Consider the following 16,900-nt stretch of genomic DNA (forward strand, 5'->3'; position numbering starts at 1 on the left):
TAATTTTTTTCAAAATTAGATTCTAAAAATTTTTTAAGGAGAATATATTGAAAAAAATTCTGCACCGTTTACTTAGTTATACCATGTTATTTCTTATTTCAATGTTAATCATTTATAGAGTAGAGGCAACTGATGTTGCTGAATCAGAGGTAACAATAAAAAATTTCAATCAATATGAAGGGACATTTGATGTTATAGCAAATGAAGTTGAAAATAGTAAAACAATTTCTTATATTGACATCGCTGTCTGGTCAGAAAAAGATTGGCAAGATGATTTAAAATGGTATAGTACAGACAAAGTATCTAACAATAGCATTCAATATCACTTTAATATTAAAGAACATGGAGGTAAAAGTGGAAATTATATTGTTCATGCATACATAACATATAATGATGGAAGTAAAAAAGGATTTGATTTAGGTAAGAAAAGCATAAAATTATCGAAACCAGAATTAACAACAACTGGAGAAGGTATTAAAATAAAATCTAAAATAGTTCCAGAAGAAGGAAGATTAGTAACAGCAGTTTGGTCTGAGGAAAATGGTCAGGATGATCTTAAATGGTATTATTCTAATTCAGATGGTATTGCTTTAGCGAAATATATGTATCATAAAAGTTATGGTAAATACAATATTCATACATACCTACAGAAACCAGGTGAGATGAAAGGTGTTTCAATACAAACTCTCCAAATTGAAAAACCAAATCTCAACTACCAAATCACTAAGGTAAAAGACACAGCTTATCAAGTGACGATAAATGATGTGCCTGAACATATGACCTCTATTCTTGTTCCGATTTGGTCTGACAATAATGGTCAAGATGATCTTAAATGGTATCAAGCGACAAAAATTGATGCAACCACTTATCAGGTTATGGTTCCTCTTAAGAATCATCACTTTGATTTAGGACATTATAGTGTTCATCTCTATGGAAGAAGTGATCTAACAACTGGGCTAATGGGGCTACAAAGTACAGCTGGTTTTTCTGTGGATGCCATTACCAGTTATGATAGTCCTCAAATGGGGAGTTCTATGACTAATAGTAATCAATTTTCAGTGATAGTGAATGAAACTGAGCATTCAAAAGTCATTAAACAGATAAGTGTTGCTGTATGGTCAGATGCCAATCAAGGGAATCTCAAATGGTATCAGAGTCAACAGTCAAATAATGGCTCGTTTTCAATTAACGCAGATGTTAAAAATCATGCTAATAAAAGTGGTCTTTATCATGTCCATGTCTATATCACTTATAATGACGGTGAAACGAGAGGATATCCCTTATCTCAGGTCTCTTTATCGGCAAGGATTGAAACGAGTTATACTTACTTTTCACAATATTATATGCCATCAAATTATCAAAACCTTTTAACGTATAAAGCACCGACTTCAAGAACAATATATGGAGGATATGACAATATCGGAACAAGCTATAGTCAAGGGCAGTGTACGTTTTACGTCTATAACCGGATTAGAGAAACACACGGAATTTCTGTTTATCGTTGGTTGGGTAATGGTCAAGATTGGGTGAATAGTTTGACTAGTCAAGGTTGGCATCGCAGCAATCAACCAAGTGTAGGAGCTGTTTTATCAGTTAAGGGAGGTCATGATTACACTTTACCACAGTATGGTCATGTTGCCTTTGTTGAACATGTTAATCCAGATGGCAGTTTTCTTATTAGTGAATTAAACTATAATGAGGTTCAAACAAAGGTTCATTGGCGAGTATTGAAGCCACAATTTTACTATAGTTTTGCGAGCTATCAATAACGACAACAAAAAGTCTCTTTAAGAGGCTTTTTTATTTATTATTTAGTTAATATCATTGGCATTAATCTTTATGAACCGCCCTAAAAATGCTAAAATAAAGAAAAATTTGAAGATAAGAGGTCAAATGATGTTATTCTCTAAAAAGAAATGGACAGTCATTCTACCTATTGCTACGAGTATCTTGCTATTTCCTTCAACGGTTTTAGCAGAAGATACCACTACTCAGGTAGACGTCCCGAAAGTAGAAGAAGTTGCTAGTATAGAACCATCAACTGATACAACCACTACTGAATTAAGTTCAGCCACAACGAATGATTTAAATTCTTCTCAAGAAAACTTATCATCAGAAGAACCAATTTCCTCTGAGAAACTTTTACTAGAAGAATCTGTTTCTGTTGATGAAACACAAAATTTTGTTTCTGATGGTAAAGAAGTGGATTCTTCCAAAGAAAATCAAGAATCAGTCCACAATGATGGTAATGTTAAAAATGAAGAAGAAATTGCCGGACAAGAAAAGGAAGCACCTAACACAAGTGGTTTCAGAGCAAAAACTGGCTCAGCAAATTCTCAAGCTGTGACGGATGTTTCAGAAGGAACAACTGGACTACGTCTCCAATATCAAAGAGAGATTCCACAACAAACCAGTATTTTGTTTGCGGTTTGGTCTGATAAAAATGGTCAAGATGATCTGAGATGGTACCAAGCACAAACAGGCGGTGTCGCTTATGCTAGTTATGATAATCATAAATCCTATGGTCTTTATCATGTCCATACTTACGCCAATCAAAATGGCCGTATGATTGGCTTAAATGCAACAACAATCACAATAAAAGAGCCAAATCCAAAGACACAAATAACAAAAGTTGATGACAATCACTATCGTGTTAATGTAAGTGATGTACCACAAACTATTAAAGATATTTTGATACCAGTGTGGTCTGATAAAAATGGTCAAGATGATTTGAGATGGTATCAAGCCAAGAAATTATCCCCTACTCAATATGAGACCTTAATTGATATCAAAGATCATAGAAACGATTTTGGACATTATCATGTCCATCTTTATGGATATAGTGAGATAACCAAATCACGTATTGGATTGCTGGCTACTCCGGGTTTCAATCATGAGAAGAAATCAGCAGATACCTATGCCAAAGTTAGTCTACAAGATTATGATAAAAATAATAGTACTTTTAATGTCGCAGTTGATGCCAGTCAATCAAGCAAGACCCTTCGCTATGTTCGAGTGGCGGTTTGGTCAGAAGCTAAAGGTTAAGATGATTTAAAATCGTATACTCCAACTATTGCAAATAAAAAAGCGATTGCGAAAGTAGATATTGCTAATCACAGTAATACGAGCGATTATTATATTGTCCATGTTTATACTGATTATAGTGATGGTAAAACCATTGGAACAGATCTTGGCAAACATTATATTAGCCAAATGTCAGTAAATACTCATTTAACGACAAGTGGCATTGAAATGGCATTTCAATCCGACCATGTCAAAGATTTAAGTCAAATTCGTTTTGCTGTTTGGTCAGACGAAAAAGGTCAAGATGATTTAAGATGGTATGCAGCTAATGCTAATGGTCTTGCAACAGCTAACTATACTAATCACAAAGGATTTGGCACCTATCATATTCACACTTACCTTAATCAAAGTGGTCAATTAAAAGGATTAAAAGCCAATCAGATAACAATAAATAAACCATCAATAAAAGTAGCCATTAACAAAGTATCTAACACTAACTATGAAGTTGTTGTTAGCGATGTACCGTTATACATCAGTGGCATTGTCACACCTGTTTGGTCTGACAACAAAGGTCAGGATGATTTGAAATGGGTAGGGGCTGTTAAATTATCTCAAACGAGTTATCGATCAACTATTGATGTGAGAAATCACAATTTTGATAGCGGTCATTACAGTGTTCATATATATGGTTATAATCAACTAGAAGCTAATCGTTTGATTGGTCTAGCTGGTAGTCCAGGCTTTGATGTTAAAAAAGTAGAACAAGGTAAGATAACAGCAGTTGTTACCAATCATAAACCAAATGAGGGTACTTTAAATGTGCTTATCTCTGAAACACCACAATCTCCTAAGATAAAATCAGTTCGAGTAGCAGCGTGGTCAGAAAGTAAGCAAGAAAATCTTTCTTGGTATGTTTCTGATGCAGTGACAAATGGAACAATTCTTATTAACATCAACCAAGCTAATCACCAACATAAAAAAGGTAATTACACCGTTCATGCTTATGTGACAAACACCAGTGGTCAAGAAATAGGCTTTAATTTAGGTAGCTATGCTTTAAATTCTAATAGTAAAGGGTCAGCATCACAGGGAAATTATAATGTGGTTAACCGTGTTGTTTACTTAGATGCTGGTCATGGTGGTAAAGACCCAGGTGCTGCATACTTTGGTCATTCAGAAAAAGAATTAACAACCATCATGCAAAACCTGGTTAGACAACGCTTAGAAAAAGATGGCTATAAAGTGGTTACGACACGTGAATCTGAAAATGTCTTTGTTGATTTATTAGATCGTTCGAAAAAAGCAAATGCTTCCAATTCTGATTTATTCCTAAGCATGCATTTCAATGCCTCAGTTAATAGTAATATTAGTGGGATTGAAACTTATTGGTATCAATATTATGAAGAATACCCTTCACGCATCAATAAAACTTACCACAACAATCCAGAAAGATTAGCAAGAAGTCAAGTATTGGCAAATGCTATCCATTCAGAAACCATTAAAAGAACAGGTGCCCCAGATCGGGGAGTGAGACGAGAAACTTTTGCTGTTTTGAGAGAGATTACAGCACCGGCTGTTTTAGTTGAACTTGGTTTCTTATCAAATCGTTCAGAAAATAATAAGGTCAGTCAATCGGCTTACCAAGAAAAATTAGCAGATGGTATTGTTGCTGGTATTAAGAAATATTACCGTACTTATCCATAAGTGATAAATTAAAAGCATAAATAAAAAACCTTTCTTTGTAAAAAATCAGCAAAGAAAGGTTTTTTCGCTTAATATTAAGTAATATCAATGCGGTTTTATGATATAATAGTAAGGAAATTAGACAAAGAGGTAAAGCAATGACTGACGATAAATTATTAGACCGATTTTTAACATATGTTAAGATTAATACACGTAGTAATCCAGAAAACACAACAACACCAACAACTGAATCACAAAAAGAATTTGTTTTAAATGTCTTGAAGCCTGAAATGGAGAACATTGGTTTAGAAAATGTTCATTATCTTGAACATAATGGTTACCTTATTGGTACTTTGCCAGCCAATGATGAAACCATGACTAGAAAGATTGGTTTTATTTCTCATGTTGACACTGCTGATTTTAATGCAGAAGGTGTCAATCCTCAAGTCATTACTAATTATGATGGTGGTGTTATTCAACTTGGTGATACTAATTACCAATTAAATCCAAAAGATTTTCCAAATCTTAATAATTATCATGGTCAAACACTCATTACAACGGATGGGACAACCCTTTTAGGTGCTGATGACAAATCAGGTATTGCTGAGATTATGACAGCAATGGCATATCTTATTGGCCACCCAGAAATTAAACACGGTGAAATACGTGTTGGTTTTGGTCCAGATGAAGAAATCGGTATTGGTGCAAATAAATTTGATGTTGCTGATTTTGATGTTGATTTTGCCTATACAGTAGATGGTGGACCACTTGGTGAATTACAATATGAAACATTCAGTGCAGCTGGTGCAAGCATTCAATTTTTAGGAAGAAATGTTCATCCTGGTACAGCTAAGGGCCAAATGATTAATGCCCTTCAATTAGCCATGGATTATCATAAAGAACTACCTGAAACAGATCGTCCAGAATTAACCGAAGGTTATGAAGGTTTTTTCCATCTCTTAAGTTTAAGTGGAACAGTTGAGGAAGCTTCAGCAGATTACATTATTCGTGATTTTGAAGATGATAATTTTATCAAACGTAAAGAGCTGATGGAAGAAATTGCAAAGCGCATGAATAATGAATTCGGTGAAGAACGTGTAAAAATCACCTTATCTGATCGTTATTACAATATGAAAAAAGTCATTGAAAAAGATATGACTAGCGTTGAGATTGCAAAACATGTCATGGAAAGTTTAGATATCAAGCCAGTTATCGAACCTATTCGTGGTGGAACTGATGGCTCTAAAATATCATTTATGGGTATTCCAACACCAAACATTTTTGCTGGTGGTGAAAACATGCATGGTCGATTTGAATTTGTCAGTCTAGAAACCATGGAAAAAGCCGTTGATGTGATTGTTGGTATTGCTAGTTTCAAAGACTAACCCCCTATCCTTAATATGATACAATAGAGAGGAGATTAACAGTGATTAAGATATTTGGAAAGATTAGATACCACTTTCAACCAGAGTTGTCTTGGCTGATTAGCTACTGGTCTTTAGCGATGACACCAATCTTTATAGCTTTATCTTTGTTGTATGAACGAACAAGCTTCTCATTTCATGTCTTTATCTTATTTGGTGTTTTTATCCTTTTAACAGGATTTGGACTTCATCGCTATTTTATCATCGAAGAAACTGGTTACCTTAGAATTGTCACGTTAAACTTTTTTTCTAAACAACGTCTTTTGATTTCAGATATTGCAAAAATTAATGTCACAAAATCGACCATAACAATCATTTTGACGAATGGTGATAAACGATTGTTTTACATGAGAAAGTGGCCTAAGAAATACTTTTTAGATGCCTTAGTGATTTGTGAATCCTTCAAAGGTGAAGTTGAGTTGCTTGATAATTTCATTCAGCTTGACTATTTTGAAATATATAAGGATGATAAAAAAGCTCCTACGGTGTCGTAAGAGCCTTTGTTGGACATGATTTGACAGCTAAGAGTGTCTCATCGGAGTATGGGACTTCTTGAATTAACTCCTCACTGTTTGAAAACTTAACAATGCCATTGTCATAGTAATCAAAAACATCGGAGTAAGTTTGGCAAAGTCCGCAAGCAATACATTTTTCTGGAATTATCGTTACTTTCATAGTATTATTGTAATACTAATTTCAAGAATTAACAAGGGAGAAGGTATGGTAAAGAAACCATGGGAGATGAAAGTTTTTGCTGAAAGAAGGCAAAATAACTCTCGAAAACATAAAGTGAGTACTGTTATCAGTACACCATTTTTAACTATTTTATTAGTTGTCTTCTTTGCTATTATTGTTGGTATTTTATTAATTGTTGTTTACACTTCAAATGGTGGTTCTGAAAAACAATCCCTTGAAGAAGCGTTTTATAACCCAAATCGAACAACACAAAGTGTCGAGCAAGAAACCACTCAAGTAGAAGAAACAACAGAAGTTGAAACAACAGTAGAAACACCAAAAGAAAATAGAAAAACAATTATCGTAGAAGCTGGAGAGGGTCCCTCACGTATCGCTGAACGTGGAGGCATTTCACTTGAAAAATTATATGAATTAAACCCAGATAAAATGAGTACAGGTTCTTGGTTAGCTCATCCAGGAGATGAGGTTTTTGTTGAATAAAGAGGAAAAAATGACACCAATTCAAATTGCTATAGATGGTCCTGCTTCAAGTGGGAAAAGTACCGTTGCAAAGATTATTGCAAAAAAATTAAATTATACCTATTTAGATACCGGTGCGATGTATCGTTCAATGACTTATTTGATATTAAGACACCAATTGACAGACGAACAAATTCCTGAAATTATTGCTTTATTAGATCAATTTCCTTTGTCTTTTGGTCACGACAATTATGGGAATCCCAAAGTTTTTGTCAGTGACGTTGATATTACTGATATTATTCGCCAAAACGAAGTGACAAAAAATGTCTCTTGGGTTGCAGCTATTCCTGAAGTGCGAGAAAAATTGGTCGACCTTCAAAAAAGCATTGCGCTTGAAGGTGGCATTGTCATGGATGGTCGAGACATCGGTACAGTTGTTTTACCAAAGGCTGAATTAAAAATCTTTTTAATTGCTTCGGTTGAAGAAAGAGCCAATCGTCGTTACAAGGAAAACCTTGAAAAAGGTATTCCGACTGATTTAGAAACCCTAAAAGAAGAAATTGCTCAAAGAGACTATAAAGATAGTCATCGTGAAGTATCTCCGTTAAAAGCGGCAGAAGATGCGATTACTTTAGACACAACTGGTTTAAGCATTGACGAAGTTGTCGACTTTATTTTACAAAAAGCAAATAAAATCATTGACAGTGAAAATAAAATGTAGTATTATAGTACTAATGGGAAAAGCAGAAGTGAGAACTTCTCGCCTTGCAATTAACGTTGTCTGGCTCTACATAACACATTTCAATGATGAAATATAATGTAGTGCGGGCTTGTTAATCAGGCCCGCTTTCGTTTTTCTCTAAAAAATAAAAGAGGTGAAGAACATAGCTAAGAAGGATTTGTTCATTAACGATGAAATTCGCGTTCGCGAAGTGCGTCTTGTTGGTCTTGAAGGCGAACAATTAGGAATCAAAATGCTCAACGAAGCCCAAGCACTTGCTGATGAGGCTAATGTTGACTTGGTACTTATTCAACCACAGGCAACACCGCCTGTTGCCAAAATCATGGATTATGGCAAGTTTAAGTTTGAGTATCAGAAAAAACAAAAGGAACAACGCAAGAAACAAAGCGTTGTGACTGTTAAAGAAATACGCCTTAGTCCAGTCATCGATAAGGGTGACTTTGAGACCAAACTTCGTAATGGCCGTAAATTCCTTGAAAAAGGAAATAAGGTTAAAGTTTCAGTTCGTTTCAAAGGACGTATGATTACCCATAAAGAAATTGGTGCAAAAGTTCTTTCAGATTTTGCTGAAGCAACACAAGATATTGCGATCATCGAGCAAAGAGCTAAAATGGATGGTCGTCAAATGTTTATGCAACTTGCCCCTATTTCTGAGAAGAAATAAATGTAACACATTATTATTTATTTAGGAGAGTATTAAAAATGCCAAAACAAAAAACACATCGCGCATCAGCTAAACGTTTTAAACGTACAGGTTCAGGTGGCTTAAAACGTTTCCGTGCCTATACTTCACACCGTTTCCATGGTAAGACTAAGAAACAACGTCGTCATCTTCGTAAAGCTTCAATGGTAAGCAGTGGAGATTTCAAACGTATTAAAGCAATGCTTACTGGTCTTAAATAAGCAAACATAGAATATTAATAGAATTATTTGGAGGATTATTATAAATGGCACGTGTTAAAGGTGGCGTTGTTGCACGCAAACGTCGTAAACGTATTTTAAAATTAGCAAAAGGTTACTATGGCTCAAAACATATCTTGTTCCGTACTGCAAAAGAACAAGTAATGAACTCTTATTACTATGCCTACCGTGATCGTCGTCAAAAGAAACGTGACTTCCGTAAATTATGGATTACTCGTATCAATGCGGCAGCTCGTATGAATGGTTTATCATATTCACAATTGATGCATGGTTTGAAATTAGCTGAAGTTGAAGTTAACCGTAAAATGTTAGCTGATTTAGCAGTTAACGATGCAGCAGCATTTACAGCTCTTGCTGACGCTGCTAAAGCAAAATTAGGAAAATAATCTTGATTGTGTCACTACTAATTAACTTAGTAGTGATTTTTTAGTTTTTTCAATCTAGCTTAATTTAGCGATTTAATATATAATAGTAATGCTGACTAAATCTGATAGGAAAGACATATGAATATAAAAGAACTAAAAGAACGGCAGAAAAAAATTAGAAATTTCTCGATTATTGCTCATATTGACCACGGGAAATCAACTTTGGCTGATCGTATCTTAGAAAAAACAGAAACGGTATCAAGTCGTGAAATGCAAAATCAACTACTTGATAGTATGGATCTTGAGCGTGAGCGTGGTATTACCATTAAACTGAATGCTATTGAATTAAACTATACGGCAAAAGATGGTGAAACCTATATTTTCCATTTGATAGACACTCCAGGTCACGTTGACTTCACTTATGAAGTATCACGTAGTTTGGCTGCCTGTGAGGGAGCTATTTTAGTCGTTGATGCCGCTCAGGGTATTGAGGCACAAACCTTGGCTAATGTTTATCTAGCGCTAGATAATGATTTAGAAATTTTACCTGTGATCAATAAAATTGATTTACCAGCTGCTGAACCTGAAAGAGTACGACATGAAATAGAAGATGTTATTGGAATTGATGCCAGTGAGGCTGTTTTAGCATCTGCCAAAGCAGGAATTGGGATTGAAGAGATTTTAGAGCAAATTGTAGAATACGTCCCAGAACCAACAGGAGATGTTGAAGCACCTCTTAAAGCTCTTATTTTCGACTCTGCTTATGATGCTTATCGTGGTGTCATTCTTCAAGTCAGAATTATGGATGGTATCGTTAAACCAGGTGATAAAATCCAAATGATGAGTAATGGTAAAACATTTGATGTCACAGAAGTTGGTATTTTTACACCTAAGGCTGTCGGTCGTGAGTTTTTAGCAACTGGAGATGTTGGCTATATTGCAGCAGCCATTAAAACGGTTGCTGATACGCGTGTAGGTGATACTGTGACACTTGCTAATAACCCTGCCACAGAAGCTCTAGAGGGCTATAAGCAATTAAATCCAATGGTTTTTGCTGGGATTTACCCAATTGATTCTAATAAATACAATGACCTTCGTGAAGCACTTGAAAAATTGCAATTAAACGACGCTAGTCTTCAGTTTGAACCAGAAACCTCACAAGCACTTGGTTTTGGTTTTCGTTGTGGATTCTTGGGTCTTCTACACATGGATGTTATCCAAGAGCGTTTGGAACGTGAATTTAATATTGATCTCATCATGACGGCACCGTCAGTGGTTTATCATGTGAATACCACTGATGGTGAGATAGTGGAAGTATCAAACCCTAGTGAATTTCCAGAGCCAACTAGAATTGACAGTATTGAGGAACCTTACGTTAAAGCGCAAATCATGGTACCGCAAGAATTTGTCGGGGCTGTAATGGAATTGGCACAAAGAAAACGTGGTGATTTTGTAACCATGGATTACATCGATGATAATCGTGTTAACGTTATTTATCAGATTCCTCTAGCTGAAATTGTCTTTGATTTCTTTGATAAATTAAAATCATCGACACGTGGCTATGCCAGCTTTGATTATGAGATTTCTGAGTACCGTCATTCTAAATTGGTGAAAATGGATATCCTCTTAAATGGTGATAAAGTAGATGCATTAAGCTTTATTGTTCATAAAGAATTTGCTTATGAGCGTGGTAAAATTATTGTTGAGAAATTAAAGAAAATCATTCCTCGTCAACAGTTTGAAGTGCCTATTCAAGCAGCTATTGGACAAAAAATTGTTGCCAGATCTGATATTAAAGCATTACGTAAAAACGTTCTTGCCAAGTGTTATGGTGGGGATGTCTCACGTAAACGTAAACTCTTAGAAAAGCAAAAAGCAGGTAAAAAACGAATGAAATCTATTGGTTCTGTTGAAGTGCCACAAGAAGCATTTCTATCTGTCCTTAGCATGGATGATGATAATAAAAAATCATAATCAAAAACCACTAGAAAATTGTTTCTAGTGGTTTTTAGTGTTATTTTATTTTTTAACAACTAAATCAATGGCTGCTTTTAGTTTTTCTTCCTGTTTTTCAGGGTCACTGTCTGGATGTTCGATACATTCTATGACTTTATTAGCAATTGCAAGTCCCATAATCCTGTTTATACTAGATCTAACAGCACTTAATTGCGTCACAATATCAATACATTCCTTGTCTTCTTCAACCATTTTATGAATGCCTCTTAGTTGTCCTTCAGTACGTTTGAGACGATTTAAAATATCTTTTTTTGATGTCATTACTGATTCACTCCTTGTATAACTAATATACTATTTGTCTTTATTTTCGTCAAATCACAAAAATGTGATTTCTTTTGACAATCATTTTCCGATATGGTAATATACCGGTAGGGGTATATAAAGGAGGTCTTTATGACATTTATTGAAAATATAAAAGCATTATTTTCAGAACCATTTGAGTCGATATCAACAAATGAATTAGAAAATCTATTAGCATCTAAGAATATTCAGTTAATTGATGTCAGAACACCTGAAGAATTTAAACAATCACACATTTCTAAGGCAAGAAATGTTCCCTTAAGTCAAATCAATAGTTTTGTTGCACCAAAAGATAAAAAAGTGTATGTCATTTGTCAGTCAGGCATGCGAAGTAAAAAAGCGGCTCATCATCTCACTAAAAAAGGCTATCAGGTCATTAATGTTCGCGGTGGCATGAGTCAATGGCAAGGTAAAGTAATAGGAGGTCAAAAATGACAAAAGTTATTATTGTAGGTGGTGTTGCTGGTGGTATGTCAGCTGCAACGCGTTTAAGACGTTTGATGGAAGATGCTGAGATTATTGTTTTTGAAAAGGGACCATTTGTTTCTTTTGCCAACTGTGGTCTTCCTTATTATGTTTCAGGAGAAATTAGTGACCGTGATCAATTGTTGGTTCAGACACCTGAGCGTTTACAAGCACGTTTTAATTTAGATGTTCGACCATTCCATGAAGTGACCAACATTGATGCTACCAATCAAACTGTAACAGTCAAACATGATGGTGAAGAATTTGTTGAAAGCTATGATAAACTCATTTTATCACCGGGTGCTAAGCCTTTTGTTCCAACTATCGAAAATCTTAAACAAGCAACAAACGTTTTTCATCTTAGAAATGTTCCAGATCTTGATAAGATTATGACGCATATTGAAAGCCTTCACCCACAACATGCTGTTGTTGTTGGTGCAGGATTTATCGGTCTTGAAATGGCAGAAAACCTCACCAAAAAAGGGATAGCTGTTACAGTTGTTGAAAAAGCACCCCATGTTTTACCTGCTTTAGATGAGGAAATGGCAATCTTTGTTCAAAATGCACTTGAAAGAAATGGTGTTAAGGTCATTACTAGCCAGTCAGTGATTCGTTTTGAAGAAGAAGGCAAAAATCTAGTGTTAGAAGATGGCCAAATTCTTACGTCTGATTTGACCATTCTATCAGTTGGTATTCAGCCTGAAACAACATTAGCAAAACAAGCTGGCATTACTTTAGGATTTAGAAATGGTATTGTTGTTGATGAGCATTATGAAACTAATCTCAAAAACATCTATGCTGTTGGCGATGCTATCGTTGTGAAGCATCAAATCTCTCAAGAAGACGCTCTTGTTTCTCTTGCGTCACCAGCTAACCGTCAAGGTAGACAAGTGGCAGATGTGATTGCAGGACTAAAGAGAGAAAATAAAGGATCAATTGGAACAGCTATTGTTCGCATTTTTGATCAATCTGCAGCAATCACTGGTCTTAGTGAGCGTATTGCTAGAAATTTAGGTTATGATGTCTCAGTCGTTCACACATCAGGAAAAGACCATGCCAGTTATTATCCAGGGGCGACTGATATCACTCTCAAATTGATTTTTAATGCTAAAACTGGTCAAATCTATGGTGCCCAAGGTGTTGGACAAAAAGGTGTAGATAAACGCATTGACATATTAGCTACTGCCATTAAAGGCAATCTTACGATTTTTGATTTACCAGAATTAGAGTTGACCTACGCACCACCATTTGGCTCAGCAAAAGACCCTGTTAATATGATAGGATATGCTGCTATTAATATTTCTGAAGGTCTTAGTCAAAACATTCAGTGGCATGAATTATCACAAGCATTAGAAAATGGTGCTAAACTTTTAGACGTAAGAACAAGTCCAGAGGTTAAAAGAGGTCATTTCAAAGACTTCATCCACATTCCTCTAGATCAGTTACGCTCTCGTTTGAATGAGCTAGATAAGTCTAAAACTTACATCGTTAGTTGCCATAGTGGTCTAAGAAGTTATATTGCAGAACGTTTGCTACAACAAGAAGGATTCAATGTTAAGAACTTAGATGGTGCTTATTCACTTTATAATATTGTTAGACCAAAGGAGATTAGTCATGATTAAAAGTATATCAATGAAAGATTTTCAAGAATTATATCACCAAAATCCATTAAATCTTGTAGATGTTCGTGAGCCTGATGAATACGATAGTGGTCATATCCCAGGTGCTCAAAATTTACCGCTTAGTGATTTTCAGTCAACCTACCAAACACTTGATCCCAAAAAGGACTATTATATCGTTTGTCAATCAGGAAGTCGTTCACAAATGGCTAGTCAATTTTTAACAGCAAAAGGCTATCACGTTACGAATGTTGAAGGTGGCACAAGTGCCTGGCCAGAAAATTTAGAATAATAAAGAGATGCTCTTATAGAGCATCTTTTGACGTTATAGACCCTATTTACAACAAATTATGTTATGATTAAAGATAGTCAAAGAGATTGGAAGAAAACAGATGTCAAATTTTATTGATTACATCAAAAAAAATCGCAACAAACATTTCAAAGAATTGCCCTTGAATGAAGTTGATATTGCAAGCATTAATGAATTAAGTTACTTACCTATCGGTGAGGCCTTGTCTAATACAGAAAAAAAACAGTTTATCCCTATAAAGCAACTAGAAAAAGAAAACCATCTCTTTTTTAAACAAACTAACTATAATTTCATGACGACTAAAGAAAGAGTCATATTGTATCAAAATATACTTGATTCAAAGCGTTTTGGCGATATAGAAATTGGTTACTATGTGAATGATATCAATTTAGACATTGAAAAACAGTTTTCCGCCATGATTTTTAGGTTACCATCCATCAATCACACTCAAGTGGTTTTTCGAGGGACTGATGATAGTTTGATTGGTTGGAAAGAAGATGCCAAGATGACCTATATGAAAACCATCCCCTCTCATCAATCAGCTTTAAATTACCTCACATCATTTTTAAATGATTGGCAAGGACAAGTTGTTGTTTCTGGACATTCAAAAGGAGGCAATCTTGCTTTATATGCTACCAGCATGATTAAAGAAATTCTTCAAGAAAAAGTTACGGCTATCTACACTTTTGATTCACCAGGCCACTATCAGTCTTTACTTGATGCTTCTAGCTATCATAATATTAAGGATAAAATTATCTCTATCATGCCCAAGGAATCAATTGTTGGTGTTATGTTAAAACCTGATCTCGATAGTAAAATAGTTGAAAGTAAATCCTTTGCCTTTTTCCAACATAATATCTCACAATGGCAGGTTAAAGAGAATCAATTTTTACCAGCTAAGGATGCCACAATTATTAGTAAAGCATTAGAAGACACATTCAAATTGTGGCAAAAAGAATTATCAAGAAAGGAATTAGAAACCTTTTTTAATATCTTTTTTGATTTGTTTTTTGATATTGGTGTTGAAAGTTTAGATGATATTAAAAACAACAAGCGAAAAACTTTAGCACACCTGCTTAAAGAAATTGTCAACCTAAGACCAAAAGAAAAAAAGATTATGCGTAAATCTCTTAGAACGATGATTATTATTTTTAATCATAAGGCGATAGAAAAAGCTTTAGACTATCGACCAGAAATTGGTAAAGAATTTCTAGAGTGGATTCTCTCAGACAAAGAAGACTAAATGACAAACAAAAGCTAGGATAAGTGTTTTTCCTTAGAAGCTTTTTACTACATCTATCGTCTTTAAATTTGCGTGTTTTTAGGAATCGTGTTAAGATAGATAAAGAGAAAATCAGAAGAAGAGGTATAACATAGTGGCTTTTGGAGAAAATGGACCACGTAAGAAAACATTATTTGAAAAAATAACTATTGTTGTTGTTTTGTTAATGGCTTTTATTACAGTGGGATCAATTATATTAAGTGCACTTAGTGCAATCATGTAGAAAAACGCTTTTTAGCGTTTTTTTCTACTAAGAAAGAAGTAGGAAAAGTTATGAGTATGTTTTTAGACACTGCTAAAATCCAAGTAAAAGCAGGACGAGGTGGTGATGGGATGGTCGCGTTTAGACGTGAAAAATATGTCCCAAATGGTGGTCCCTGGGGTGGTGATGGTGGTCGTGGTGGCAATGTCATTTTTGTTGTCGATGAAGGTTTAAGAACTTTAATGGACTTTAGATACAATCGCCATTTTAAAGCTAAACCAGGTGAAAATGGCATGTCAAAAGGGATGCACGGTAAAGGTGCAGAAGATTTGTATGTGAATGTTCCCCAAGGAACAACTGTTAAAGATGCCCAAACAGGCAAGGTTATATCAGACCTCGTTGAACACGGTCAAGAATTTATAGTGGCAAGAGGTGGCCGTGGAGGTCGAGGCAATATTCGTTTTGCCACACCAAGAAATCCTGCACCAGAAATTTCTGAAAATGGTGAACCAGGTGAAGAAAGAGAACTAGAGTTAGAATTAAAAATTTTGGCTGATGTTGGTTTAGTAGGTTTCCCATCTGTTGGTAAATCAACACTTTTGAGCGTAGTCTCTGCAGCTAAGCCAAAAATCGGTGCCTATCACTTTACAACCATTGTTCCAAATATTGGAATGGTGAGAACTAAATCTGGGGAATCTTTTGCCATGGCTGATCTTCCTGGTTTAATCGAAGGTGCTCACCAAGGTGTTGGGCTTGGAACACAATTTCTACGCCATATTGAACGTACTAGAGTTATCTTACATGTCATTGATATGAGTGGTAGTGAGGGACGTGACCCTTATGAAGATTACTTGGCTATCAATAAAGAATTAGAAAGCTATAACCTTCGTTTAATGGAACGTCCACAAATCATTGTGGCAAACAAGATGGACATGCCTGAAAGTCAGGAAAATCTAAAACAGTTTAAAGAAAAATTACAACAAAACTATGATGAGTTTGATCAACCACCAATGATTTTTGCTGTTTCTGGCATTGCGCATCAAGGTCTGGAAGCTTTATTAGACGCTACAGCTGACTTATTGTCTAAAACAGAAAGCTTTCCTCTTTATGAAGAAAGTCAGATGCTTGATGAAGCTTATTATGGGTTTGATGAAGAAGAAAAACCCTTTACTATTAGTCGTGATGATGATGCCACTTGGGTATTATCAGGTGAAAAGATTGAAAAACTTTTTGTCATGACAAATATGGAGCGTGATGAATCAATCATGAAATTTGCTCGCCAATTGCGTGGCTTAGGTGTTGACCAAGCCCTTCGTGAACGTGGTGCCAAAGATGGTGATATCGTAAGAATTGGCAACTTTGAGTTTGAATTTGTAGATTAGGGAGTGATAA

At 35.2% G+C, this 16,900-nt stretch carries 19 protein-coding genes and 1 other annotated feature; of the genes, 17 read left to right on the forward strand and 2 right to left on the reverse strand.

Annotated features, from left to right (window positions below; all coding sequences use genetic code 11):
- The first annotated feature begins 47 nt into the window (after positions 1-47).
- From N7659_RS04315 to N7659_RS04335, 5 genes are all read left to right on the forward strand, one after another.
- The gene (locus N7659_RS04315; protein ID WP_263276000.1) at positions 48-1,769 is read left to right on the forward strand and encodes a GBS Bsp-like repeat-containing protein; all 1,722 of its coding nucleotides are present in this window, start codon (positions 48-50) and stop codon (positions 1,767-1,769) included.
- Between the two features lie 124 nt (positions 1,770-1,893).
- A complete protein-coding gene (locus tag N7659_RS04320; protein WP_263276001.1) occupies positions 1,894-3,045 on the forward strand; it encodes a GBS Bsp-like repeat-containing protein in 1,152 nt (383 codons plus the stop codon).
- Positions 3,046-3,213: 168 nt separating this feature from the next.
- Entirely contained in the window at positions 3,214-4,728 is a 1,515-nt protein-coding gene (locus N7659_RS04325) for a GBS Bsp-like repeat-containing protein (RefSeq protein ID WP_263276002.1), read from the forward strand.
- Positions 4,729-4,865: 137 nt separating this feature from the next.
- On the forward strand, positions 4,866-6,092 hold the full coding sequence (pepT, locus tag N7659_RS04330; RefSeq protein ID WP_263276003.1) for a peptidase T: 1,227 nt from the start codon (positions 4,866-4,868) through the stop codon (positions 6,090-6,092).
- A 41-nt stretch (positions 6,093-6,133) separates the two neighbouring features.
- Complete coding sequence (locus N7659_RS04335) at positions 6,134-6,625, forward strand: EbsA family protein (RefSeq protein WP_263276004.1); 492 nt, start codon at positions 6,134-6,136, stop codon at positions 6,623-6,625.
- On the opposite strand, the gene N7659_RS04340 is transcribed toward N7659_RS04335, so the two are convergent.
- The gene (locus N7659_RS04340) at positions 6,612-6,806 is read right to left on the reverse strand and encodes a ferredoxin (RefSeq protein ID WP_199566970.1); all 195 of its coding nucleotides are present in this window, start codon (positions 6,804-6,806) and stop codon (positions 6,612-6,614) included. The genes N7659_RS04335 and N7659_RS04340 overlap by 14 nt on opposite strands.
- Positions 6,807-6,851: 45 nt before the next feature.
- On the opposite strand from N7659_RS04340, the gene N7659_RS04345 reads away from it, so the two are divergent.
- The 6 genes from N7659_RS04345 (at position 6,852) to lepA (ending at position 11,288) form a co-directional block, all read left to right on the forward strand.
- Positions 6,852-7,307 carry an SAG1386/EF1546 family surface-associated protein gene (locus tag N7659_RS04345; RefSeq protein ID WP_263276005.1) on the forward strand — a complete coding sequence of 152 codons (456 nt, stop codon included), beginning with the start codon at positions 6,852-6,854 and terminating at the stop codon, positions 7,305-7,307.
- 10 nt (positions 7,308-7,317) lie between these two features.
- Complete coding sequence (gene cmk / locus N7659_RS04350; protein ID WP_263276006.1) at positions 7,318-8,007, forward strand: (d)CMP kinase; 690 nt, start codon at positions 7,318-7,320, stop codon at positions 8,005-8,007.
- Between the two features lie 14 nt (positions 8,008-8,021).
- Positions 8,022-8,147: a sequence feature (ribosomal protein L20 leader region), on the forward strand.
- A gap of 14 nt (positions 8,148-8,161) precedes the next feature.
- Positions 8,162-8,692 carry a translation initiation factor IF-3 gene (gene infC, locus N7659_RS04355; RefSeq protein WP_026216725.1) on the forward strand — a complete coding sequence of 177 codons (531 nt, stop codon included), beginning with the start codon at positions 8,162-8,164 and terminating at the stop codon, positions 8,690-8,692.
- Between the two features lie 38 nt (positions 8,693-8,730).
- Entirely contained in the window at positions 8,731-8,931 is a 201-nt protein-coding gene (gene rpmI, locus N7659_RS04360) for a 50S ribosomal protein L35 (protein WP_018369531.1), read from the forward strand.
- A 44-nt stretch (positions 8,932-8,975) separates the two neighbouring features.
- Positions 8,976-9,335, forward strand: coding sequence for a 50S ribosomal protein L20 (gene rplT / locus N7659_RS04365; protein WP_263276007.1), 360 nt, complete (start codon positions 8,976-8,978; stop codon positions 9,333-9,335).
- Positions 9,336-9,452: 117 nt separating this feature from the next.
- Positions 9,453-11,288 (forward strand): translation elongation factor 4, encoded by a 1,836-nt coding sequence (gene lepA / locus N7659_RS04370; RefSeq protein ID WP_263276008.1) that lies wholly within the window; start codon positions 9,453-9,455, stop codon positions 11,286-11,288.
- 45 nt (positions 11,289-11,333) lie between these two features.
- Here the strand turns inward: lepA and N7659_RS04375 are convergent, their stop codons facing one another.
- Positions 11,334-11,591: a metal-sensitive transcriptional regulator gene (locus tag N7659_RS04375; protein ID WP_263276009.1), complete on the reverse strand. Its 258-nt coding sequence runs from the start codon at positions 11,589-11,591 to the stop codon at positions 11,334-11,336.
- 132 nt (positions 11,592-11,723) lie between these two features.
- Here N7659_RS04375 and N7659_RS04380 point away from each other — a divergent pair, with 132 nt between their 5' ends.
- From N7659_RS04380 to obgE, 6 genes are all read left to right on the forward strand, one after another.
- Complete coding sequence (locus N7659_RS04380) at positions 11,724-12,065, forward strand: rhodanese-like domain-containing protein (protein WP_263276010.1); 342 nt, start codon at positions 11,724-11,726, stop codon at positions 12,063-12,065.
- Positions 12,062-13,717, forward strand: coding sequence for an FAD-dependent oxidoreductase (locus N7659_RS04385; protein ID WP_263276011.1), 1,656 nt, complete (start codon positions 12,062-12,064; stop codon positions 13,715-13,717). Before N7659_RS04380 ends, N7659_RS04385 begins: the two co-directional genes overlap by 4 nt.
- Positions 13,710-14,006, forward strand: coding sequence for a rhodanese-like domain-containing protein (locus N7659_RS04390; RefSeq protein ID WP_263276012.1), 297 nt, complete (start codon positions 13,710-13,712; stop codon positions 14,004-14,006). The genes N7659_RS04385 and N7659_RS04390 overlap by 8 nt, the downstream gene beginning before the upstream one ends.
- A gap of 100 nt (positions 14,007-14,106) precedes the next feature.
- Positions 14,107-15,267, forward strand: coding sequence for a DUF2974 domain-containing protein (locus tag N7659_RS04395; RefSeq protein ID WP_263276013.1), 1,161 nt, complete (start codon positions 14,107-14,109; stop codon positions 15,265-15,267).
- A gap of 133 nt (positions 15,268-15,400) precedes the next feature.
- Positions 15,401-15,529 carry a DUF4044 domain-containing protein gene (locus N7659_RS04400; protein ID WP_018369539.1) on the forward strand — a complete coding sequence of 43 codons (129 nt, stop codon included), beginning with the start codon at positions 15,401-15,403 and terminating at the stop codon, positions 15,527-15,529.
- 50 nt (positions 15,530-15,579) lie between these two features.
- Entirely contained in the window at positions 15,580-16,890 is a 1,311-nt protein-coding gene (obgE, locus tag N7659_RS04405; RefSeq protein ID WP_263276014.1) for a GTPase ObgE, read from the forward strand.
- The last annotated feature ends 10 nt before the right edge of the window (positions 16,891-16,900 follow it).

It is taken from the genome of Streptococcus sp. CSL10205-OR2, from assembly GCF_025660655.1.
GTDB lineage: Bacteria > Bacillota > Bacilli > Lactobacillales > Streptococcaceae > Streptococcus.